The sequence below is a fragment of the Enterobacter sp. 22499 genome, from assembly GCF_052044815.1.
Classification (GTDB): Bacteria; Pseudomonadota; Gammaproteobacteria; order Enterobacterales; family Enterobacteriaceae; genus Enterobacter; species Enterobacter bugandensis.
In genome coordinates, this window is the sequence record NZ_JBQENR010000002.1 from 22,494 (window position 1) to 46,063 (window position 23,570).

Genomic DNA, 23,570 nt, shown 5'->3' on the forward strand with positions numbered 1-23,570 from the left:
TTAATTACATTCAGGATACAACTGGCACGGCCTGCGACCGCCCGACTTCTGTTACTGCTTCAACGTGCTCTTTCACATTAAATACCGCGACCAGCCCGGTGAGACGATCCGCCTGGCTGGCCAGCTGATCGGTTGCCGCTGCCGCTTCCTCAACTAACGAGGCATTCTGTTGCGTCACCTGATCCATCTGGCTGACGGCCTGAGCAACCTGCTCTATTCCGCGACGCTGCTCATCCGACGCCGAGGCAATCTCGCCCATGATGTCGTTAACCCGCGTCACGGAGGTGACGATCTCGTGCATGGTATGCGCCGCCGTATCCACCAGGGCAGACCCCTGCTGGACGCGAGAGACCGACTCTTCAATGAGGGACTTAATCTCTTTCGCCGCGTTGGCGCTGCGGCTCGCCAGGTTTCGCACTTCACCTGCCACCACCGCAAACCCACGTCCCTGCTCGCCGGCGCGCGCCGCTTCCACGGCGGCGTTCAGCGCCAGGATGTTGGTCTGAAACGCAATACCGTCAATCACGCTGATGATGTCGCCGATCTTCTGCGAGCTGGCGGCAATCTCCTGCATGGTGCTGGCCACGTGAGAGGCCTGATCGCCCCCTCTCTTCGCCGTCAGCGCCGCCTGTTTTGACAGGTCAGACGCCTGGCGCGCGTTATCGGCGTTCTGGCTTACCGTCGCGGTCAGCTGTTCCATACTGGCCGCCGTCTGCGCCAGCGACGCCGCCTGCTGCTCGGTGCGGGACGAGAGATCGTTATTCCCCGCCGCAATCTCTGAGATCCCCGTATGCATGGCGTAACTGCCCTGACGCACGTCGGATACCGTTTCCCGCAGCGACCCCTGCATGGCCTTCAGGCTGGCAAAGATCGCCGAAATTTCGTTTTTGCCAAACACCGCCACCGGACGCGCCAGATCTCCCTTCGCAATACTGTCGAAGTGGCTGCTGATAATCGCCAGCGGCTGCACAATCATTCTGCGCGCCCAGAGCAGCGCCCCGCCGGTCAGCAGCCCCGCCAGAATCACAACGACGGCAAAGATAACGCCCGACATGTGATAGCTGGTGCGGCTTGCTTCACCGGCGCGCAGAACAGACTGATTGATATCTTGCTGCCATGCGTCAAAGCTGCCGTCAAACGCCGCCTGAGACGCCTGGACCGGAGCGGTCATGAAGTCCGAAAGCTGGTTGTTCTCAAGCCAGGTCGCCTGGTGGTCCAGATCGCTGTACCACTGCTCAAAGTTCTTTTTCATGGCCGCCTTCAGCGCTTTCTCTTTCTCGCCGTCAGCCGCCTGCGCCGTGAAGGCCTTAAACTGTGCGTCTGCCTGCTTCAGGCTGTCGCGCGCCGTTGCCATCAGCGCCTTAATGTCATCCGGCGGATAGCTGAGCGCGGTTAAGGTTCCTGCCTTGTTCAGCGCAGTGCTTGCCTGCAACAGCACGGCACGCGTTTGTGCCAGTGCGGAGCGCTGCTGATTACTCGCCTCAACGTCCTGCAAATTCTGATAGCCATCGCGAAACGCCCAAAAAGACAACCCGTTACTGCCAACCTGCAACACACCGCAAAGGATCAGAATCAAAAACAGTGTGGTCGAGATACGAATACGATTTAACATCCACGCTCCCATCAAGCGGCAAGCAGCCGCGGTTTAATTGTCAGTCAAAATGTTTCCCAGTTTTCATCTTGTCCGGTCGTTGCAGCACGCGTGCGGGTGACCGCCGTGTCGGCGGCTGGCGCGCGGTACGTAGCTTGCGCAGTGACCGTATTTCCAGCGAGTGAAGCGAGACGAAACGCCGAGACGGCCATCTTCAGACGGCTCGCCTGGTCTTCCAGCGCAGCGGCCGCCGCAGCGGACTCCTGCACCAGCGCGGCGTTTTGCTGTGTCACGCGGTCCATTTCCGATACCGCCAGGGCAACCTGGTCGATACCACGACTCTGCTCATCGGACGCAGAGGCGATTTCCCCCATGATGTCCGTCACGCGGGTAACGGCATTCACGATGTCATTCATGGTCTCCCCGGCACTCTCCACCAGCACGGAGCCGGTATCCACGCGGGAGACGGAGTCTTCAATCAGGGATTTAATCTCTTTTGCCGCGTTGGCGCTGCGGCTGGCAAGGTTGCGCACTTCCCCGGCCACCACCGCAAACCCGCGACCCTGTTCGCCCGCGCGCGCCGCTTCCACGGCGGCGTTGAGCGCGAGGATGTTGGTCTGGAAGGCAATGCCGTCGATGACGCTGATGATGTCGGCGATTTTCTTCGAGCTGTCGGCGATTTCGTGCATGGTTTTCACCACGCCATCCACCACGCGACCGCCGCGCTGAGCGGTTTCGGAGGCGCTTTCCGCCAGCTGAGACGCCTGGCGGGCGTTATCGGCGTTCTGCTTCACGGTTGCGGTGAGCTGCTCCATGCTGGCGGCCGTCTCTTCCAGCGCCGACGCCTGCTGCTCGGTACGGGATGAGAGATCGTTATTCCCCATCGCGATTTCGCTGGTGCCGGTATAGATCGCCTCGGATCCGTTACGCACGTTGGCGACGGTCTCGATCAATGAGCGCTGCATGTGGTCGACGCTGTTGGCCAGCTCGGTGATCTCATTACGTCCGGAAACGGTCAGCGTTTTGGTCAGATCGCCAGAGGCAATCTCGCGAATATGGGCAATCACGCGGCCGAGAGGGTTCAGCAGGATGTGGCGAATGCCGTACCACACAGCGAACAGCACAATGACCAGCGCCAGGGCCAATACCGCCATCTGCCATTTCGCAAAGCGGTAGTCATTCTGGCTTTCAGTAAAGGCCGAGTGATACAGATTGCCGCTGGCCTTCGCGTATTCCCCCAGCGCCGCGCCGAGTGCGTTTTGCATCCCCTGCGTCGGCTGTGCGAAGTAGGCATCCATGTTGCCGCTCTCGAGGAACTGGATCAGCTCCGTCAGCCCGGCATAGTAGGCGCTGTATTTTTCATCAATGTTCTGGCTCACCTGCGCCATAGCAGGCTGCGGTGCGATTTGCCTGAAGGCGGCGTAGTGTTTAGCCGCGTCGGCCAGCGTGGCCCGGGCATTTTTTAGCAGATCGGTTTTCGCGCTGCTCTGCTGATTGTTCGGATCCATCATCATGCGCGCGGACGAGCGGCTCAGGTTGATGCGCGTTTGCAGCATCAGATCCCACGTCGACGTGAGCTCACTCTGCTGCAGGCGGAGATCGTTCGAGGCGGCGAAGCTGTCCTGGTTCTGTTTTAACGACGAGAAAAAAAGCCCGCCGGAGATAAGCTGAAGTAGTGCGAAAATGACCAGCACCATCATTAGCATTGTGACAACGCGGATACGGTTCAACATACAACACCTTCTCATAGATTTATTAACGGTGTTATCGGCACAGGCCACAGGAACTTTACATTTGCGAAAGGGAAAAGCGCGGGGTTAAAACGCGACGTCAACAATCAGCGTATCGGTGTAGGTACCGGCGGGTGGCGTGGCCTGATTCGTCAGGACTTTGGCGGTGTAGTTATAGGTACGCAGCAGGCCGTCGGCGCTGACCAGCGAGGAGGTCGCGCTGGTCCAGCGTTCGCTGCCGCTGCTGCCCCAGCGGTTAGTGGTGGCTTCTTTATAGATGTCATAACTCAGGTAGTTACTGCCGCTCACCATCCGGCGCACGTTATTCAGCGCGTTGGCACCATTGTTAATCCCGATGGTATAGGTACTGCCTTTGGTACAGGTGACGGCAATCGCCTGCGAGACCGTGGGGAAATTTTGCACCAGCGGCGCACTGCTAAAGTTGACGTCCGGCGTGGTCATGGCGCTGCAGTCGTTGGTGACGGTCAGGTTAAGCAGAATACTGGTCGTCGCGGTTCCCGTTTGATTGATGGTGCAAATACCGAGCGCCCCCACGGAACAGACGCTGTAGTTAACGCTGAAGGTTAACTGCACCTGATACGGCCCGGCAGAGACGTTTTGTCCGGCGACGGTGCGGAAATAGAGCGGAATGTTGTACTGCTTTGACCCGAGCAATCCCAGCAAGGTATTTCCGCTCCAGGTATACGATTTACTTATCTGTACCTCACTGCTGCTCGCGCAACCCGAAAGTCCACACAGCCGGGTGGGGATCACGTCCGTGATGGCGGCATTATCGGTGCGTTTCAGGGTCGCACGACTGTTGGCCGATATCGTTGCTGCGGTGTAGTTCAGCGTCACCGAGTCGTTCGTCAGCAGGTTGAGTATCGCATCACACGCCACCACCAGCGTGCCGGTGGTCTCCACCTCCCCGGAGCCGCTCAGCGCAAACGACGTGACGCTGCCGAACGACGCATTGACCGTGCTGACGGTACAGGCCGCCCAGCTGCCGCCGGAGAGCAGCAGCAGGAGCAACATCACCCAGCGCTTCATGGCCCCTCCCGGCAGACCAGCGGGCCGTAAGTTTGCAGCCTGTGGTCCGGGTTCGCGCCGATGGTCAGCGTTGCCCTGCAGCGTTTGCCTGTCGGCGTCGTGACGTCGAGCAGATTGACGTCGCTGAGGTTTTCCAGCCAGGCAATCCCGTCATATCCCACCACCGCATTGCTGCGCGAGGCGCGTCGAACCTGGCTTCCCACCGGAATGGCCTCCCCCTGCGCGTCGTGCAGGATGACGCTCGCTACCCGCTCCTGTTCCATCGGGAAATCCACCAGATAACCGCTGTGGCGGCGGATCGCCACCCGCCGCTCGGTCTCTTTCAGCCGGGTGTCGGCAGGCAGGTTCAGGGTATTAATACTGTAGCTTGCCGGGTAATAGGCCGAGACGCCGCTCACCAGCAGATACCCGTTGCGGTTGGTTTTACCAACCGGCTGGTTTTCATAGCTGACGGGGACATCCGGCTGGCCATCGGTGCTGATGACCACAAACGCATCGTTGATTTTGTTTGCCGCAAACAGTTCGCCGTCCATCAGCACCAGGGAGCCCATCGCTTCGCTCCACCAGGTCATCATGCCCTTCTCGCCGTACCCGCCCCCCTGCAGCTCGATATTGTTATTGCGCCAGCCCACCGTTCCCTGCTGGTAGTTATTCGATCGCGACTGGTTCGCCCACGCCATATTCCAGCTGAAGCCGCCGTCGGAGGGCATCGAGTGGTTGTAGTTGATGCGCTGCGTGCTGCCTGCATCCGGGGTATTTTCCACGGTGAGCGCCGCGCTGTCGCGTTCGCCCAGCGGCACCTGGAATGACATCGCGACCGTCCAGTCGCCCCGCTGCTGGTCCCGGCTGGCGGCGAGGTAAATGCTGCTGGAGCCCCACAGATTTCGGCTCCAGGAGAGGTTAAGCAGCTCGGTTTTCTGGCTGTCAAAGCTCTCCACGCCGATCCAGGCCGCCCCGATGTTGCCGTATTCCCCCAGGTTGAAGGTCAGGGAATATTGATCGGTATTGCGGCTAAAGCTGGCGATGGGGCGGTCATTTTCGTCGTACACCGTCGGCTGGTCATACAGGGCCAGGTTACCAAAGCCGCGATCGCGGCGGGTATGCTGGGTGGCGAGGCTGAACTCGCTGGTGCTGTACTGGTAGCCCCAGTTGATTTGCCCGCCGTCATCTCCGCGCATCCGGCTCTGGCTGTACGAGGTATTCACCACGCCAAAACGCCCCAGCTTGACCACCGTCCCCGCACCGGCGAGCGCCAGTTCCTCCGCGCCTTCGGCGTGCCCCTCCAGCGTCAGCCAGTCCGTCAGGCCGTAGCGATACGATCCGCTCCCCGCCGCCGGGCCGTAGTCAAAATTCTTAATGCCGTAGTTGCGCCGCAGGCTCCCCAGGGTAACGGCCCCATCGCTCAGCCCTTCTTTCAGCAGATCGCTGGTGACGTAAAACGGCAGAGTGGTACTCACCTGGCGCCCCAGCGCATCGGTGGTGACCAGCACCGCATCCCCGGCGCCGTTAATGTAGGGCAGGTTCGTCAGGGTGAACGGTCCGGGCTGCAGCTGCGTGGACCCGGAGCGGTAGCCGTTGATGAAGAGGTCGACCGAGGTCGGCACCGCCGCTTCACCTGAAAATTCCGGCAGCGGCCAGGTCACCAGGTCCGGACGCAGGGAGAAATCACGCCCATAGCTGATCCCGCCCATGCGGACGCTGCTGCTCCAGCTCAGGGCATCGCTGATGACATCCCCGGCGGTCCAGGTGGTGGCGTCCTCCTCGTTGGTCACCAGAAGGGTGGTGTCATAGCGGACATAGCCCTCCTGCTGACCGTCGTTGCCGGTGAAATTTTCGCGGGCGTAGCCGGTGGAGGAGAATGAACCGTTTTCATTGAAGTAGCGGAATTCATGCCAGAGCGAGGCCTGCCCGCCGACGTGCTCGGTATGGTTGGTATAAAAATCGTAATTGAGCAGCGCGCCTCTGCCATAGTGAGGCTTACTCTGCGTCGGCTGGCCGCCAAACGGGGTGACGCGGGAGGTTATCCACTCACGGGGCACGGTCAGCAGCAGACGCTGCGCGGGACTGTCATACTCCACCCGCACCGCCGGAAGCGTGCTGAGATTGACGTCGCCGTTGGGCACATGTTCAGGCGGAAGCCCGGCGCGCAGCAAATCGGCGCTGGAGATATAGTAAGCGCCGTCGCGTCGCGTCACGGGAACCACCAGCCCGGTGTCGTAGTGGTTCAGTACCAGGGCGAGCTGGAAAACCGCCTCCCCGTTTATCGCCTGCGCTTGCGGCGGCGGCGGTAAGCTGTCATCACCCGGTTCGGCCCAGGTACTGGTACTCACGCAAAGCAGGATCATCATTGCGGGCTTCAGTTGACGGGCGTCGACTGCCATTGTGCATCCCTGGCATTAATCTGCGCGCTGATCTGGCTGGGCTGGCGGATCCCGGCCGGAATCGGCCAGCTGCGGGTGCTGCCCGGCAGCACATAGCCCAGCAGGCCATCCGCAATCATGCGCTTTTGTCCCCCCTGCTCCAGCGCCACCTGGCTGAGCCTGACGTGAACATCGCCCTGATTGCGCACTTCAATGGCAGGCTGGCCCGCCACCTGCGTGACGCGCCAGCTTAGGTTACGGGTATCCACGAGGGCATGATGCGCCCCCTCTTTTATTGTCGGGATCCCCTGTCCGTAAACGAACAGCGGTATGGAATAGCGCATCTGCAGTTTAAGGCCGATGGCGGGGTCGGCCTTCGCGTCCGGCTGGGGAATTTCATCCACGATAATGCGATAGGCTTGTTCAACGCCCATCGGAACCGTACCCTGTTTGATCAGGCGGATCAGCTGTTTACTGCCTTTGCCGATGGTGACGATGGGCGGGCTGGCGACCACGTCCTGCTGGGCGGTATAGCGCTCAAAGCCCCCCTCCTGCTTCCAGCGCACAATGCGCACCTGCATCGTTGTGGCACTGTTTCCCTGATTCTGGATCCACAATTCAGTCGCTTTGCTGTCGGCCGACAGCCACGGATCGATGGGCCATAACAGAATGGTCGCCGCCGCCTGCGCCTGTCCTGCCGCCATGGCGGTCACGCCCAACATACTCACCAGGTACCAATGCCTGAATAGTGGCTTCATCGAATGTTCTCCCTTTTTCACCATGACAAGGTCACGGTGAGCTGATCGGAATAGGTGCCTGCCGGGCTAAATCCCGTCAGCAGCGCTACGCCAAAAAGTGGTAGTGCAATATTGTTGCTGTTGGTGTAGGTCACCGGGATGGCCTGGTTGACCCCAATCTCACTGTTCGCCGCCAGTGAACTGCTGCTGTAAAGCCGGTAGCCCACCACGTCGGTGCCGCCTGAACGCGTCATGCGGCGCACCGAGGCGTAGTTTTGCCCGCCGTTGATGCTCATGCTCAGCGCCACGCCCGGCGTGCAGGCGATGGACAGCGCCCCGTTGGGCACAAAGCTGGTGCTGACCGGGGCACTCTCCACGCCGGTATGGGTCCCAAAATCCAGCGTCCCGAAGATCCCGCCGGTCCCCGTCGTGACAGAACATCCCGGCACGACGGTCGCGCTCACCTTAAACGACTGCGACGTCACCGCGCCGGCCCCGGAAACCAGGGTCAGCCCCAGCGCTAGCGCAAAAAAAGGCTGCACAATCCCCTCTGCGCAAGCGCGCAGACTTAAAAAGGAGGCCTTCATGGCTGGAGCTAGTAGGTGACGCTGACGTTGATCGTGTCGGTATAAGTGCCCGGCACCACCGTGACGCTGTTACCGCCGCCGGTGATGCGCCCGTAAAGGGTGTAGCTGTTGACCCCGCCCGCCGTCGACGCGACCGGCAGCGCCGCGTTGTTGGCGATGACGTTGTTAAATCCGCTGTCGCTGTACAGACTGTAAGCCACGCCCTGCGCCGCATTGGCGGTATTGATCAGATAGCGCGCAGGCGTGCCCGGCGTGCCGACCACGGTACCGGGTGCGGTGGAGTTAGTGTTGCCGGTGATCGCCACCGTATAGCTGGCGGTGGTGCACTGAATGGTGAACGTATTCCCGCCGCTGGCACCGGTGAGCTGGGTGGTCAGCGTGGAAAACGTGGCGGGATGGGTACCAAAATCGAGTGTCCCGAAGTTAATACCGTTTTGCGTGGGCGATCCGTTAATCAGACACCCGTTTGTGAGGGTCAGCGTCGCACCGATGGTGCCGCTGCTGGTCACGGCCAGCGCAGGATGTACCGTTGTCGCCGCCAGTAACGCGCCAGCGCAGATTAAAAGGCGTTTTCTTTTCATTTTCCACCCTCCGGAAGTCAAACGCGTTCCCTTGCCACATTTTATTTATGCTGTTCAAGATGTTAGCCCCGCTTAAGGTTCCTCTGAGAGGGGTTAATGAGAATTTAGTTTACGGATATCGCTTCCACCACCCGCCCCAAAACGCATAATCCTTGTGTCCTATTGACTTAATATTCTTATAAATAACAATGAATTAGAATTATTTTGGCCGCATTTTTATTTTTTCAGAAGAGAATATATCCCTTATAGTGTGATCACCATCACAATATATCGTTATGCCACCAACAACAAAATCAATAAAACTTAAAAACTTGTTGTAACCCCCTACGCTTTGCGTCAATTTATGTGCCGAATATTTTCCCGCGCAGTAATAAAAAATTTATATGTATCGGCGCGGGCGACATCTGATAGCGCATAGAGGGTCTTTTTTCGTGGCAAGTGCAAACAAACTTACACTCTTCATCGTGATATTCATGCTGGCGGGTATTCTTTCAGGGGCGGCAATTCACGAGTACGCATCTGCGGATGCCATCAAAGCCTGGTCGGATAATATTACCCTTCTGACCGATATTTTCCTCCGTCTGATCAAAATGGTTATTGCGCCGCTGGTCTTCAGCACGCTGACCGTAGGCATTATGAAGCTGGGAGAAACCTCCACCATAGGCCGGGTGGGCGGCAAAGCGATGGTATGGTTCATCAGTTCATCCGTGCTTTCTATTCTGGTCGGACTGTTTATCGTTACGCTGGAGCGTCCGGGAAGCGGCCTGAACCTGACTATTCCAACCGAGGCGGTGGATACCGGTCTGGCCGTGGGCGGGATGACGCTGAAAGCGTTCCTGTCTCACACCATTCCCACCAGCATCGCGGGGGCGATGTCGAACAATGAGATCCTGCAGATTGTGGTGTTCTCGATGTTCTTCGGCATCGGCGGCGCGTCGCTGGGGCAGAAATTCAACGCGCCGCTGGTGGCCGCACTGGATGTGGTTTCCCATATCATGCTGAAGGTAACGGGTTACGTGATGTACGTTGCGCCGCTGGCCATCTTCGCGGCGATCTCCTCCGTCATTGCCACGCAGGGTCTGGGCATCCTGTTGAACTACGCCTCCTTTATTGGCGGCTACTACGTTGCCATTCTTCTCACCTGCATGGTGCTGCTGGCCGTGGGTTACATGGTGCTGAAAAAAGAGGTGTTTCGCCTGGTCAGCATGCTGAAAGATCCGGTGCTGGTCGCATTCACCACCAGCAGTTCTGAAGCGGCCTACCCTAAAACGCTGGAGCAGCTGGAGCGCTTTGGCTGCTCGCGCAATATCGCCTCTTTCGTTCTGCCGATTGGCTACTCCTTCAACCTCGTGGGGTCGATGGTGTACTGCTCGTTTGCCTCGATGTTTATTGCGCAGGCGTACAACATTCACCTGAGCTTCTCTGAGGTGACGGTGCTGATGTTAACCCTGATGCTGGCGTCAAAAGGCATTGCGGGCGTGCCGCGTTCTTCGCTGGTGGTGCTGGCCGCGACGATCCCAAGCTTTAACATTCCGGTGGCGGGGATCCTGCTGCTGATGGGGATCGACCACTTCCTGGATATGGGGCGTTCCGCGATTAACGTGCTGGGGAACGGGATTGCGACGGCGATGCTCTCGCAGAATGAAGGTGCGCGGGAAGCTGAAGCTGAACTGGTAAAGCAGGAAGCGTAATGGCATGAAAAAGGGTGAGGCCTGATGCCCTCACCCCAGCCCTCTCCCTGTGGGAGAGGGAGCAAACAAAAAAAACGGCAACCTGGGTTGCCGTTTTGCATTTACCTACGCTACATGATTCGCCGCGATATCCAGCAGCGCCATCTCTTCGCTGTTCAGCAGCTTCTCGATGTTCACCAGAATCAGCATACGCTCGCCGAGCGCCCCCAGGCCGGTCAGGTATTCGGTCGACAGCGTGACCGCAAACTCCGGCGCAGGACGAATCTGGTCAGAGGTCAGGGAAAGCACGTCAGATACGCCATCCACCACGATACCCACCACGCGCTGTCCCAGGTTCAGGACGATCACGACGGTATTGTCGTTGTAGTCAACGTCGCCCTGGCTGAACTTCACGCGCAGATCCACGATTGGCACAATCACGCCGCGCAGGTTGGTGACGCCTTTAATAAACGCTGGCGTGTTAGCGATGCGGGTAACCTGGTCGTAACCACGAATTTCCTGCACTTTCAGGATATCGATGCCGTACTCCTCATCGCCCAAAGTGAATACCAGGAACTCCTGCCCTGATGGCTCGCCCGCCAGTTTCGTTACATTACTCATACCGGTCATGTTATTACCTTCTACTTAATCAGGCGGCTGTGTACGCCACACGTTGTTCACGATTTAATCCCTGAAGCGCCGACACGTCGACGATCAGCGCTACGCTACCATCCCCCAGAATGGTGGCAGCAGAAATACCCGGCACCTTGCGGTAGTTGCTTTCGAGGTTCTTCACCACCACCTGGTGCTGACCAATCAGCTGATCGACCAGCAGCGCGTAGCGACGGCCCGCGCTTTGCAGGATCACCACGATACCCTGCGTGGCCTCGGTCTTCGCCCCGTCCACTTCGAACACTTTCCACAGCTCGACCAGCGGCAGGTACTCACCGCGCACTTCGAGAACGCGCTCGCCGCCCGCCAGCGGATGCAGATCTTCTTCACGCGGCTGGAGGGATTCCATCACCGCGTTCAGCGGCAGAATGAAGACTTCGTCCGCGACTTTGACCGACATGCCGTCGAGGATCGCCAGCGTCAGCGGGAGCAGGATGCGGATGGTGGTGCCGGAGCCCTGTTTAGACTGGATCTCAACGTGGCCGCCCATCTCCTGAATGTTACGTTTCACCACGTCCATGCCAACGCCGCGTCCGGAAACGTCCGTCACCTGCTCGGCGGTCGAGAAGCCCGGCGCGAAGATCAGCATGCCCACTTCTTCGTCGGTCATGTTTTCATTCACCGCCATCCCCTGTGAAATGGCTTTCGCCAGGATGCGCTCGCGGTTTAGGCCCGCGCCGTCGTCGGTCACTTCGATGCAGATGTTCCCGCCCTGATGTTCCGCAGAGAGGATCAGATTCCCGACCGGAGATTTCCCGGCGGCAATGCGGTTTTCCGGCAGTTCAATACCGTGGTCGAGGCTGTTACGCACCAGGTGCGTTAACGGGTCGATGATGCGCTCGATCAGGCTCTTATCCAGCTCCGTTGAGCTGCCCATCAGGGTCAGTTCAATCTGCTTATTCAGCTTGCTGGCAAGGTCGCGCACCAGGCGCGGGAAGCGGCTGAAGACATATTCCATCGGCATCATGCGGATGGACATCACCGATTCCTGCAGGTCGCGGGCATTACGCTGCAGCTGGCCCATGCTGGTGATCAGATCGCCGTGCGTGACCGGGTCGAGTTCGTTAGAACGCTGCGCCAGCATGGACTGGGTGATCACCAGTTCGCCAACCAGGTTAATCAGCTGGTCAACCTTCTCAACGGCAACGCGAATGCTGGTGGACTCACTGGAGCGCGCGGCCGGTTTTTCACCACGGCCAGGCGCCGCGGACTCTTTTGGCACCGCCTTCAGCACCGGGGCCGCTGGGGCCACAGCCGGTGCGGCGGCCTGGGCAACGACGGCAACCTCTTCTTCTGCAGCCGGAGCTGCTACCGCGGCGGCTTCCGTTTCGAAGGCGATCTGGTCGGCTTCAATGACAAAGCACAGCACCGCCACGATATCGTCCTGACTGATACCGTCATCGAGGGTCGCTGCGAGGCTGTCTTTGCCTTTCACTACGTTACTTAATTTCGCCAGGTTACCCAGCTCTTCTTCCAGCAGGTTAACTTCGCTCTCTTTCAGGCGTGACAGCACAACGCGCAGCTTGCCCGCTTGCGCGGCGGCTGGCGCGGCCTCTTCAGCAGCAACCGCATCGACAACGCTCAGCTTTGCCGCAGGGACAACGGCTGCAGCGACCTCACCTTTTGCTTCCAGGGCGAGCTGGCGCAGCGCATTGCAGATGTATTCAAAGCTGGCGGCATCAGGCTCTGCCGAACTTTTATAGGCGTCGAGCTGTTCCTGCATAATATCTTTGGTTTCCAAAAACAGGTTGATAATGTCGGTATTGAGCTGCATCTCACCGCGTCGTGCTTCATCAAGCAGGTTTTCCATTAAATGGGTCGTTTCCTGCAGGATGGTAAATCCAAACGTTCCGGCTCCGCCTTTAATAGAATGCGCCGCGCGGAAGATGGCATTGAGCTGCTCGGAGTCCGGTGCTTCGGGCACCAGATCGAGCAAATGTTGCTCCATATCCGCCAACAGTTCGTCGGCTTCATCAAAGAATGTCTGGTAAAAATCGCTAATATCCATGCTCACGCTATCACCTCGGATTGGCTGGTGGCGATGTTGGAACGGCAGCCGCAGGGACGGCCCCAGGCTGTTTTAAATCGTCCAGTGACTCATTCTGACTTTCGGCGTTTTCGTGCAGGATGGCCTGCTCCGCCTGCTGGTTCAGCACTAAAAGACTGATACGACGGTTGATGGCGTCATCCGGCCCGCGGTCGGAGACCCGCATGGTTGCTGCCATGCCGACCACGCGCAGTACCTTGCCATCATCAAGCCCACCTGCCACCAGCTCGCGACGCGAGGCGTTGGCACGATCGGCAGAAAGCTCCCAGTTGCTGTATCCCTTTTCCCCACTGGCGTACGGGAAGTCATCCGTGTGGCCCGAAAGGCTGATTCGGTTAGGAATGCCGTTCAGCACCGGCGCAATGGCGCGTAAAATATCACGCATGTACGGCTCAACTTCCGCACTCCCGGTTTTAAACATCGGGCGGTTCTGGCTGTCGATAATCTGAATACGCAGCCCTTCCTGGACCAGATCGATTTTCAGGTGCGGCCGCAGCGCGCGCAGTTTAGGATCTGCTTCAATCAGCTGGTCGAGATCGCCACGCAGTTTTTTCAGACGCGCCTGCTCCATCTTGCGTTTCAGCTCGTCGATGTTCGGCTCTTTTTTCACCTCACCCTTCTGCTGGGTGTAATCATCGCCGCCGCCAGGGATCGGGCTTTCGCTGTTAGAGATACGCGGCCCACCGGTAACCGCCGTCGCCAGCGGGGTACGGAAATATTCGGCAATCTGGATAAGCTCCTTCGGGCTGGAGATGGAGATCAGCCACATCACCAGAAAGAACGCCATCATTGCGGTCATAAAGTCGGCGTACGCGATTTTCCAGGAGCCGTGGGAACCGTGCCCACCGCCCTTGTGCTTGCGTTTTTTGACGATGACGATCGGATGGGACTGGTTTTTCATGCGTCCTCAGTTGTCGTCTGTTGGTTTGGGTTTTTCACCGCGCGCACGTGTTCTTCAAGCTCGATAAACGACGGACGCTCGCTGGAGTAAAGCGTTTTACGGCCAAATTCAACCGCGATCGGTGGCGCGTAACCGTTGAGATTAGAGAGCAGCGTGATCTTCACGCACTGCATCATTTTGGTCGTTTCCGCGCTTTTCTGGCGCAGCACGCTTGCCAGCGGAGAGATAAAACCATAAGCCAGCAAAATACCGAGGAAGGTGCCCACCATCGCATGGGCAATCAGCGCGCCCAGTTCAGCCGCCGGGCGGTCCGCCGAGGCCAGGGCGTGTACCACCCCCATGACCGCCGCCACGATACCAAACGCCGGAAGGGAGTCGCCCACCAGCGCCAGGCTGTTGGCCGGCACTTCAGATTCGCTTTCGTGGGTTTCGATCTCTTCGTCCATCAGCGCTTCAATTTCGAAGGTATTCATATTGCCGCTGATGATGAGACGCAGGTAATCGACGATGAAATCCAGCATCATGGCGTCCGCCAGAATGCGCGGATAGCTGGCAAAAATTTCGCTCTCTTTCGGGTTTTCGATATCCCGTTCAAGCGAGAACATCCCCTGCTGACGCGACTTCGCCATCAGGCGATAGAGCAGCGCCAGCAGATCCATATACATGCTTTTGGTGTATTTCGAGCGACGGAAAAGCAATGGAATTGCCTTCAACGTGCCCTTGATCGATTTACCGTTGTTGCCAACGATAAAAGCCCCTACCCCTGCGCCGCCGATGATAATAAGTTCAGCCGGTTGATAGAGTGCTCCAAGGTGCCCGCCGGTCATCATGTAACCGCCGAAAACTGTACCGAGAACTACCAGGTAACCTAATAAGATAAGCACGACATCATCCTTCCGCTAGTGACTATGGCAAGGACGTCCAGCTCGCAGCGTTTACCGTTTGCGGGGTAAAAAAAAGCAGCGGTAATGACTTACCGCTGCTGGAATCTTGCCCACACGTTCGGGTTAAACAGCTTGTTCGATCTGTTCATCCAGCAGTTGTGGAATAATATCGGCAGCATCCCGGGAAAGTTTACGTCTTTTTACTGCGCGGGACGGCGGCTGACATAAACTACAGGCGAAGCTGCCTGCAGGCTGATGAGCATGAGTAATAAAATTGCCGTCGCAGCAATTGCAGCGCGACAGTTCAAGCATTCCGCTCTCAACAAAACGCACCAGCGTCCATGCGCGGGTCAGCGCCAGCAGAGGGCCTTCTTCCTGCTGTGGGCATTGTTCAAGGTAAAGTTTGTACGCTTTGATCACGGCGTCTACGCCGCTACACAAACCGGTTTTGAGAAGATACTGCCAGGCATTACAGAACATGGAAGCGTGGATGTTCTGCTCCCAGGTCATAAACCAGTCCGTAGAAAACGGCAGCATGCCTTTCGGCGGGGGACTACCGCGTAACTCTTTATACAGTTTGATGAGGCGACCACGGCTCAGCTGAGTCTCGCTTTCCAGCATTTGTAAACGAGCACCCAGCGTAATCAGCTCCATGGCCAGCTGTATGTCACGCGCTTCCTGAACAATGCTTTTTTCGCTCATTGCTAGGCCCTTTTCTTACGGGCTGCGTCATCAGGCTGACTGATGTCGCTAAGCAAGCGAGTGGAGAGCAGGATACCGGTATGGATCTGTTGCAGATCGTCCACGCGGGATTCCTGCGTCAGACGCGTTATCGTCTGCGGATTATCAAAACGGAACTGGCACACCAGTTGATTCGTTTCCGCCAGTTTTACCATCTGCGGGAGGGTTAATCCACCCAGCATGGTTGCCATTTCTTCGTTAATACCCAGACGAAACATCGCGGACGCTTTGTCCTGACTAATTAAACGCTGCGCGAGCAGTAAATATGACAAATTGATGTCATAGATATGTTTTAGCAACTCGGATGTATGCATTGTTCCCATCCCGAATAACCAACTATTATTTTTATGCGGAAAGACCGCACCCCGTGATGTCGCCGGGAAATCACCCGGTATAAAAAAGAAAAGGCTAAATGCATAGTTGAATCTAGGTTTGTATTCATCCAAACGCGTAAGGGATGCAACGCGGTTACATCTCTTACAGGTTTTATCATTTCTTACAAATAACTAAGATTTTTCCTAATTCGACGCAAACTCTACTCGCCAGATTTGACACATACAATGCAGCCACCCTCAAATTTAAAAAAAATGTGATCCACGTCACACAATTTAAGTGAATGTTACCCATAAATCCATCAGTATGACTTCTAATTTGCTCATTTTTTAAGCAATCAGCACTGTTTTGTATTCTTAATCGACGAATACTCATGCATAAGCTTGAGAATAAGTGGCACGCAATGTGCTTTTACCCGTGCGTGCAGTATCAGCAATCGTTTACATCACGTATGCGTCAGGGACACATTTTGATTACTTCGATAAAACATAGAGTTATGCATTTTTGGCAAAAAAATTGTTTCATTGCGTGATCATTCGAAATGCGTTTATAACTTGTTAGAACGATTTAATAGTGAAATCGAGGATTTGTGTGACTTACGTTAAGTTGTTAATTTTTTTCATTTAGGCGCATTTATCAGTTATTCTTCTTATAAGAATAATTAATGAATAATTATGATAAGCTTCACACTAATGTCGTATTCAAGTCTTGCGAAACTAGGAAATTCGCGGTAATGGTGATGAAACGCTGTCTGTCAGACATCTAAGGAGTGCGCCATGAGTTACTCCCATCTTCTTGTTTCTGTTGCCGTTTCCCCCGAAAGCCACCAGCTTGTCGCCCGGGCCGTTTCCATCGCCCGGCCGCATAATGCGCGCATCAGCCTCATTACCCTCGCGGCCGAGCCCGAGATGTACAATCAACTGGCGGCCCCGATGCTGGAAGATATTCGTGAGGTTTTGCAGGAGGAAACGCAGCAGTTTCTGCGAGAGCTTGTCGAAAAAGCAGAGTACCCCATTGATGAAACCGTTATTGCGACGGGGGAACTGAATGCCCATATTCTTAATATGTGCCGCAAGCAGAATATTGATTTAGTGATTTGCGGGAACCATAACCACAGCTTTATATCAAGGGCTACCTGCGCGGCAAAATCTATTATCGCCTCAAGCCAGGTTGACGTGCTGTTAGTGCCGCTTGGGGGGGCTTAACCCCCCCAGAGGAATATCAGGCGAGTTTAGGGAAGGTCGCGATCTTTTTTTGCAGATCGCCTTCGTGACTTTGCGGGGCTATTTCGCGTAGATCCTGAATAAAACGCGCCTGCCAGTGATTTATATCGTTATTCCGGATCGTCTCCATCATTTCGGCATGGCGGGAAATTCGCTCCGTCAGCGGCATGGTCAGCGCGCGGTTGAGGGCATTTGCCACATCATCCCGATCGTAAGGGTTAACGAGCAGCGCTGAGGTCAGTTCGTTCGCTGCCCCTGCAAACTGGGAAAGCACCAGCACGCCCGGATCCGCCGGGTCCTGAGCCGCCACGTACTCTTTTGCCACCAGGTTCATCCCGTCACGCAGCGGCGTAACCAGGCCAACGTCGGCGTAGCGGAAGACCTTCATCAGGATCTTACGGTCAAAATGCTGATTCAGATAAAAGAGCGGCGTCCAGCCCAGTTGGCCGTAGCGCCCGTTGATGCGCCCTGCTTCTGTCTCCAGCTGATGACGAATATCCTGATAGGCCTGCACTTCCCCGCGCGACGTTGGCGCGATCTGGGTATAGCGGATTTTACCGTGGTGCTGAGGGTATTTATCCAGCAGCGTTTCATACGCCAGGAAGCGTTCCGGCAACCCTTTGGAATAATCCAGACGCTCTACCGAGAAGATATTCTTCACGTGCTTGAGTTCATTCTTAAGCTGGGCCAGCTTCGGCGGCAGCGGGCCCGAGGCCTGTTCCGCAATTTCGTCGGGTTCAATACCAATCGGATAGACCTCGGTATGGAAGGTTTTGCCCCACGCCGTATGGGTTTTGCCGCCGTTGGTTACCAGGCGCGTTTTGCCTGACACGGAGTCCAGGAACGCGAGACGGTCATTTTCGGTCTGGAAGCCCAGCAGGTCATAATCACACAGCGCCTCCAGCAGTTCTTCATGCGGCGGCAGCGCGGTGAAAATTTCCGGCGTCGGGAACGGAATGTGCAGGAAGAAGCCAATCCGGTTATTGACTCCCCTTTTACGCAGCTCTCTGGCGAAGGGGAGCAGATGATAATCGTGGATCCATAAAATATCGTCTTCCTCAATTAAAGGCAGCAGTTTATCCGCCAGCAGCGCATTCACCCGCGAGTAGCCCTCGAAGGATTCACGCTGGAATTTCACCAGGTCAAGACGATAGTGAAACGCAGGCCACAGGACCGCGTTGGAGAACTGCGAGTAATACTCGTCATAGTCTTTCTCTTTGAGCGCAAATGATGCCCACGTAATGTTCCCGCGCGTCACCTTTTTAAGCGGTTTCTCTTGTTCATTGATTTCACCGCTCCAGCCAAACCACAGCCCGCCAGCAGCTTTTAAGGCACCTAATACCCCTACCGCCAGGCCACCTGCACTGGCTTTTTTATCATCAGGCGGTGCAATTCGGTTAGAGACGACGACTAAGCGACCCATAATGGTTTCCCCCTTTGTTTTGCGCTATTTGTTGTTGTTGCTGGTTAGCGATATCAGAAATCCACTGCCAGACGGCCTCGACATTCGCCAGACGCCACTCTGCGACAGTGTCACCAGGCCCTACCTTGACGGCGATCCCTCCGGCCTGTTTCACCACGCGAAAACCGGCCTCATCGGTCAGGTCATCGCCAAAAAATACCGGTGTACGTCCCTTAAATGGCGGTTCCGCCATAAACGCCGCAATAGCGGCTCCCTTATTGATGCCCTCAGGTTTTATCTCAACGACGCACTTCCCCGGCTGCAGCGCGAGCTGCGGATGTGCATCGGCAACGCTGCGGGCAATCGCAAAGATCGCCGCTTCGTGATGCGGAGCCTGCCGATAGTGCAAGGCGAACGCCATGCCTTTCGCTTCCAGTTCCGTGCCCGGGAGCGACGCGAGCGCCGAGGAGAGTTCAGTATGTAACGCCTGAATTAAGGTATCGGGGAGTGATACAACATGCAGTTGATCATGGATATCGCGGCGCTCCGCTCCGTGTACACCGGCCAGCGGAAAGTGGTAAGGACTGGCGAGCACGTCCAGCTCGGCCATTGAGCGCCCTGAAATCAATGCCAATGCGCCCTCGTTCAGTCGAGAGAGCTGCTGCAAATTCTCTAGCACCGTATCCGGTACGACCACGTCGTCAGGATGCGGCTGGATCCCGGCGAGCGTCCCGTCGAGGTCAAAAAAGAAAGCATATTTTCCGGGCAGTACAGGCGGTGCGGTTAACAAGTCAGCCACCCTAATCCTCCTTACGGTTTACGAGAGGTAAACGCCTTTACCTCTTTCATAGCCATGTAAGTATAGACAGTGTGATGGGCCTCGCCATTTGACAACCGCCCCGCCAGCAAAACTGGCGAGGCGGTTCAGGGGTCAACTATGGTTATTAGTTGAGCAATAAAAAGTCAGCGCTGGGGTTACACGGTACGCTTCGCTTTTTGCTTGTAACGGTCGAAAATCACGGCTGCCAGCAGGATCAGGCCGCGCACGACGTACTGAGAGAACGGCGAAATATTCAACAGGTTCATGGCGTTTTCCACCGTGCCCAAAATCAGGATACCGGCCACCACATATGAGATTTTTCCGATGCCTCCCTTGAGGGAAACGCCCCCTAAAACGCACGCCGAGATGACGATCAGCTCATAACCGATAGACGTCATTGGCTGGCCGCTGGTCATACGCGACGCCAGAATAATCCCCGCCGCGGCGGAGACCAGCCCGGAGAGCACGAAGATAATAATCTTGGTGCGTACAACCGGCACCCCTGCCAGACGGGCCGCTTCTTCATTGCCGCCGATCGCCAGCGTGTTACGACCAAAGGTGGTGCGGTTCAGCAGGAAGCCGAACAGGATCAGGCAGGCCACGGTGAGCCAGATAGGCGCAGGCAGGCCCAGCCAGTTGGCGTAGCCCAGCGTAAAGAAGCGCTCGTCTTCAATCCCTACCGCTTTACCGTCGGAGATGATATAGGCCAGACCGCGGACTATCTGCATCGTTGCAAGCGTGGTAATCAGGGCATTAATCTTCAGGCGTGCGATAACAAAACCGTTCACCAGACCGCTGATCACGCCGAGCAACAGACCGGCAAAAACGCCAATCCACAGGCTTTCCGTCATATTGATCACCACCGCCGTGGTGACGCCCGCGCAGGCGATAACCGAGGCCACCGACAGGTCGAAATCACCGGAGGCCAGACAGAAGAGCATGCCGCAGGCCACCATGCCGGACATGGAAATCGCCAGTCCCAGCCCTTTCATATTAATGAAGGTGGCAAAATTAGGGACGAAGATTGCACAGGCGATGAAGAGTGCGGCAAAGACCACCAGCATGCCGTACTGATCCCAGATGCGTCCAAAACTAAAAGCCGACTTCGGCGCTCCGGATGTAGTAACAGAGGACATCATTAACTCCTTACTCAGGCGACAGCCTGGCTGACTTTAGGCATGGCGAGGTTCAACGCCTGTTGTTCATTCGCCTGTTCATGAAGTATTTCACCGGCGATTTCGCCTTCGCGCATCACTACAATGCGGTCAGCAACGCCAAGCACCTCAGGCAGATCGCTGGAGGCGAACAGCACCGCCACGCCGCGTTTTGCCAGTTCATATATCACGTTGTAAATCTCGTGTTTTGCGCCCACATCGATACCGCGCGTCGGCTCGTCCAGCAAAATGACCTTCATATCCTCCGACAGCCAGCGGCCTAAAATGGCCTTCTGCTGGTTTCCTCCTGACAGATTCATAATCAGCTGTTCCGGTCCCGGCGTTTTGATATTCAGCGAGCGAATATGATGGTCGGCGTTGCTCGACTCCCAGCCGTCGTTAATCAGGCAACCCGCACGGATAAATTTACGCCGGGCGGAAATGTTGATGTTGTCGCGCACCGAATGCACCGGAATGATCCCCTCCGCCTTGCGGTCTTCCGGGCAGAGCATCATCCCGGCCCTGATTGCGTGGGCGGGTTTCTGGATATCCACCTGCTCGCCGTCAATGGAGACCTGCCCTGCGGTAATGCGTGTACCGCCGAACAGCCCTTTCATCAGCTCGCTGCGCCCCGCCCCTACAAGGCCAAACAGACCGACGATCTCACCGCTGCGTACGGATAACGAAACCGGCGTTCTCACGCCCGGCGCTTTGACGTTGTCCAGACGCAGGCGCTCGGGGCCGTACTCGCGCGGTTTCCAGTGATAGATATCGCCCAGATCGCGCCCGACCATCGCCTGAACAAGCTGATCATGGTTAACCTGCTGCATATCGGTAAAGGTGCGCACATAGCGCCCATCCTTAAATACGGTGATGGCATCGCTCAGGGCAAATATCTCCTCCATGCGGTGCGAGACGTACAAAATGGTGCGGCCTTCCTGCCGCAGCTCGCGGATCACGCGGAACAGGTTTTCGATTTCACGTGCGGAGAGCGAACTGGTGGGTTCATCAAAGGCAATAACCCTGGCGTTACGCGCCAGCGCCTTGGCAATTTCAACCATCTGCCACTGGCCGATGGAGAGGTATTTCAGCGGGGTCTGGGGATCGACGTCCAGACCAAGATGCTTAAGCTGCAGCCCCGCTTCATAATTAAGTAGCGAACGATTCACCACGCCGCTTTTGTGCGGAAGCTGGCCTAAATAGATATTTTCGGCCACGGTCATCTCAGGGATGAGGTGCAGTTCCTGATAGATAATGGCGACACCGGCGTTGAGCGCCGCCGTGGTATCGGCAAAGGCCACCTCTTCACCGCGAATGGCCAGCGTGCCGGTTGTTGGCGCGTAGTTGCCGCTGAGGATTTTTAGCAGCGTGGATTTCCCCGCTCCGTTTTCCCCCATCAGGGCATGAACCTGGCCGGCATAGCAGTCGAAGCTGATATCGGTCAGCGCGTTAACACCGGGAAACGTTTTCCCGATGCCGCGAAAAGAGAGATACGGATTAGACTGTTGCATAACGACTCCGTGATTCCTGTAGTGTGTACGTCTGGCCCCTTACGGCGAGTAAGGGGCACAATCACAGCGTATTACTTACCGCCCAGTCCCTTTTTCGCCAGTTCCTCTTTGAAGTTGTCGCGGGTAATCAGCACCACGTCGGTCACTTCGGTAAATTTCGGCGGTTCAGCCCCTTTGGTGACCCAGTTGTAGAGCATTTCGCTGGATTTGTAGCCGTGAACGTCCGGGCTTGGCAGCAGAGAGCCGTAGAAGCCGGTGGCCTGCGCTTTGGACAGCTCGCTCACCGCATCCACGCCGTTGATGCCGATCCCGATAACGTCAGGCGCCTTGAAGCCCTGACCTTCCGTCGCGCGCACGCCGCCCAGCACGGTGTTGTCGTTCATGCCGACCACCAGCCAGTGCTTCACTTCCGGGTGCTGGACCAGCATAGAGTTCGCCGCGTCAAAGGCGCCCGGGATGTCGTTAGATTTGGTTGGCACTTTATAGATCTGTTTTTCAGGGAAGCCAGCCGCTTTCAGCGCGTCCATTGAACCGGTCGTACGACGACGCGCCGTGTCCAGCTCGTCTGCGGTGATGGCCATGACGGCGGTCTCTTTCACATCCCAGCCGCGTTTCTGCATCTCTTTATAAAGCTCCTGCCCCTGACGTTCACCGATTTTGGTCGCCGCCATCATGACCAGCGGAACGCTGTCCATCGGTTTGCCTTTGGCATTAACGAACTGATCGTCAACCGCAATAACCTTCATGTCGTAACCGCGGGCTTTCGCCGCAATTGCCGATCCGAGTTTTGGATCCGGAGTGCAGATAACAAAGCCTTTCGCGCCGCTGGCCGCCAGGCTGTCGATGGCGTTCAGGGTTTTTTCACCGTCCGGCACGGCGATTTTAATCACTTCAAAACCTAAATCTTTTCCGGCTTTATCAGCGAATTTCCATTCGGTCTGGAACCAGGGTTCTTCCGGCTGTTTTACTAAAAAACCGAGTTTTAAATTCTCAGCGATAGCGGATTGTGACATAACGGCAGCCAGACCGATGGCCGCCAGCGCTTTAGTAAATTTGTGCATGGTAAACTCCAGCTTTAGCATTCTTTTCTGTAGGGAAGATTTGCGTGCTTCTTATTTAATCGGACTTAAAACAAGGCATTAGCGCTTACCTCGTCATAAGCGTTATTGCTGGTGATAGTTTTAGCGGGAAATTAATCATCCATAAGAGAGCCCCATCACACCGCAGAATTACAGTAATTGCGTACATAAATTCAGCGAAAAATGACATAAAAAAGGCAGGAATTGTCTGACAAATGAAAGCAGGGTAAGCAGAATTATCCATAAGATTAGCTAAGAAATCCCTGATGCCTTACGGCGGATGTCGCTGCGGCTCTCCCCTGACGAGGATTCATGCTTTTCATCAAAAAAACGAACGCGTCATGAAAAGGCGTTATTCCGTTAAAATTGACTTAGCGCAAATTCAGCAACGCATCATATATTTGAAATGAATAATCTGTATTTATTTTTCTTACAGAGCATTATTCCGGCTAAATGTTCACGAAAGTAAATCAGTATCCCTATAAAGACACTTAGCC

At 56.3% G+C, this 23,570-nt stretch carries 20 protein-coding genes; 2 read left to right on the top strand and 18 right to left on the bottom strand.

All coding sequences use genetic code 11. From position 1 onward, the window contains the following. Positions 1-10: 10 nt before the first annotated feature. The 7 genes from tap to ACTJI7_RS08065 all read right to left on the bottom strand — a co-directional run bounded on the left by tap (position 11) and on the right by ACTJI7_RS08065 (position 8,636). The gene (gene tap, locus ACTJI7_RS08035; RefSeq protein WP_041909430.1) at positions 11-1,612 is read right to left on the bottom strand and encodes a methyl-accepting chemotaxis protein IV; all 1,602 of its coding nucleotides are present in this window, start codon (positions 1,610-1,612) and stop codon (positions 11-13) included. A 44-nt stretch (positions 1,613-1,656) separates the two neighbouring features. Continuing rightward, a complete protein-coding gene (gene tar / locus ACTJI7_RS08040) occupies positions 1,657-3,324 on the bottom strand; it encodes a methyl-accepting chemotaxis protein II (protein ID WP_063154939.1) in 1,668 nt (555 codons plus the stop codon). An 84-nt stretch (positions 3,325-3,408) separates the two neighbouring features. Then, positions 3,409-4,371, bottom strand: coding sequence for a Csu type fimbrial protein (locus ACTJI7_RS08045; protein WP_045260325.1), 963 nt, complete (start codon positions 4,369-4,371; stop codon positions 3,409-3,411). Beyond that, on the bottom strand, positions 4,368-6,752 hold the full coding sequence (locus ACTJI7_RS08050; RefSeq protein ID WP_136431193.1) for a fimbria/pilus outer membrane usher protein: 2,385 nt from the start codon (positions 6,750-6,752) through the stop codon (positions 4,368-4,370). Before ACTJI7_RS08050 ends, ACTJI7_RS08045 begins: the two co-directional genes overlap by 4 nt. Next, the gene (locus tag ACTJI7_RS08055) at positions 6,728-7,489 is read right to left on the bottom strand and encodes a fimbrial biogenesis chaperone (RefSeq protein WP_045260435.1); all 762 of its coding nucleotides are present in this window, start codon (positions 7,487-7,489) and stop codon (positions 6,728-6,730) included. Before ACTJI7_RS08055 ends, ACTJI7_RS08050 begins: the two co-directional genes overlap by 25 nt. A gap of 17 nt (positions 7,490-7,506) precedes the next feature. After that, complete coding sequence (locus tag ACTJI7_RS08060) at positions 7,507-8,055, bottom strand: Csu type fimbrial protein (RefSeq protein WP_028013649.1); 549 nt, start codon at positions 8,053-8,055, stop codon at positions 7,507-7,509. An 8-nt stretch (positions 8,056-8,063) separates the two neighbouring features. Continuing rightward, positions 8,064-8,636, bottom strand: a complete 573-nt coding sequence (locus ACTJI7_RS08065; RefSeq protein WP_028013650.1) for a Csu type fimbrial protein — start codon at positions 8,634-8,636, stop codon at positions 8,064-8,066. A 431-nt stretch (positions 8,637-9,067) separates the two neighbouring features. Here ACTJI7_RS08065 and ACTJI7_RS08070 point away from each other — a divergent pair, with 431 nt between their 5' ends. Further along, entirely contained in the window at positions 9,068-10,327 is a 1,260-nt protein-coding gene (locus tag ACTJI7_RS08070; RefSeq protein ID WP_028013651.1) for a dicarboxylate/amino acid:cation symporter, read from the top strand. 105 nt (positions 10,328-10,432) lie between these two features. Here ACTJI7_RS08070 and cheW read toward each other — a convergent pair whose 3' ends face one another. The 6 genes from cheW to flhD all read right to left on the bottom strand — a co-directional run bounded on the left by cheW (position 10,433) and on the right by flhD (position 15,865). Continuing rightward, positions 10,433-10,936 (bottom strand): chemotaxis protein CheW, encoded by a 504-nt coding sequence (gene cheW / locus ACTJI7_RS08075; protein ID WP_014884351.1) that lies wholly within the window; start codon positions 10,934-10,936, stop codon positions 10,433-10,435. Positions 10,937-10,955: 19 nt separating this feature from the next. Then, positions 10,956-12,992, bottom strand: coding sequence for a chemotaxis protein CheA (gene cheA / locus ACTJI7_RS08080; protein ID WP_136485487.1), 2,037 nt, complete (start codon positions 12,990-12,992; stop codon positions 10,956-10,958). A 4-nt stretch (positions 12,993-12,996) separates the two neighbouring features. Further along, positions 12,997-13,926, bottom strand: coding sequence for a flagellar motor protein MotB (gene motB / locus ACTJI7_RS08085; RefSeq protein ID WP_028013653.1), 930 nt, complete (start codon positions 13,924-13,926; stop codon positions 12,997-12,999). Then, positions 13,923-14,810, bottom strand: a complete 888-nt coding sequence (motA, locus tag ACTJI7_RS08090) for a flagellar motor stator protein MotA (protein ID WP_008500417.1) — start codon at positions 14,808-14,810, stop codon at positions 13,923-13,925. Before motA ends, motB begins: the two co-directional genes overlap by 4 nt. Before the next feature lie 123 nt (positions 14,811-14,933). Next, positions 14,934-15,512, bottom strand: coding sequence for a flagellar transcriptional regulator FlhC (gene flhC / locus ACTJI7_RS08095; protein ID WP_013096051.1), 579 nt, complete (start codon positions 15,510-15,512; stop codon positions 14,934-14,936). A 2-nt stretch (positions 15,513-15,514) separates the two neighbouring features. After that, a complete protein-coding gene (flhD, locus tag ACTJI7_RS08100; protein WP_028013654.1) occupies positions 15,515-15,865 on the bottom strand; it encodes a flagellar transcriptional regulator FlhD in 351 nt (116 codons plus the stop codon). A 795-nt stretch (positions 15,866-16,660) separates the two neighbouring features. On the opposite strand from flhD, the gene uspC reads away from it, so the two are divergent. Continuing rightward, a complete protein-coding gene (gene uspC / locus ACTJI7_RS08105; protein ID WP_063437716.1) occupies positions 16,661-17,089 on the top strand; it encodes a universal stress protein UspC in 429 nt (142 codons plus the stop codon). A 16-nt stretch (positions 17,090-17,105) separates the two neighbouring features. On the opposite strand, the gene otsA is transcribed toward uspC, so the two are convergent. The 5 genes from otsA to araF form a co-directional block, all read right to left on the bottom strand. Further along, positions 17,106-18,530: an alpha,alpha-trehalose-phosphate synthase gene (gene otsA, locus ACTJI7_RS08110; protein WP_028013656.1), complete on the bottom strand. Its 1,425-nt coding sequence runs from the start codon at positions 18,528-18,530 to the stop codon at positions 17,106-17,108. Next, positions 18,505-19,308 (bottom strand): trehalose-phosphatase, encoded by an 804-nt coding sequence (gene otsB / locus ACTJI7_RS08115; RefSeq protein ID WP_028013657.1) that lies wholly within the window; start codon positions 19,306-19,308, stop codon positions 18,505-18,507. Before otsB ends, otsA begins: the two co-directional genes overlap by 26 nt. 176 nt (positions 19,309-19,484) lie before the next feature. After that, entirely contained in the window at positions 19,485-20,465 is a 981-nt protein-coding gene (gene araH, locus ACTJI7_RS08120) for an arabinose ABC transporter permease AraH (protein WP_032644894.1), read from the bottom strand. Between the two features lie 14 nt (positions 20,466-20,479). Then, complete coding sequence (araG, locus tag ACTJI7_RS08125) at positions 20,480-21,994, bottom strand: L-arabinose ABC transporter ATP-binding protein AraG (protein WP_063154943.1); 1,515 nt, start codon at positions 21,992-21,994, stop codon at positions 20,480-20,482. Between the two features lie 71 nt (positions 21,995-22,065). After that, entirely contained in the window at positions 22,066-23,055 is a 990-nt protein-coding gene (gene araF, locus ACTJI7_RS08130) for an arabinose ABC transporter substrate-binding protein AraF (protein WP_008500409.1), read from the bottom strand. Positions 23,056-23,570: the final 515 nt, after the last annotated feature.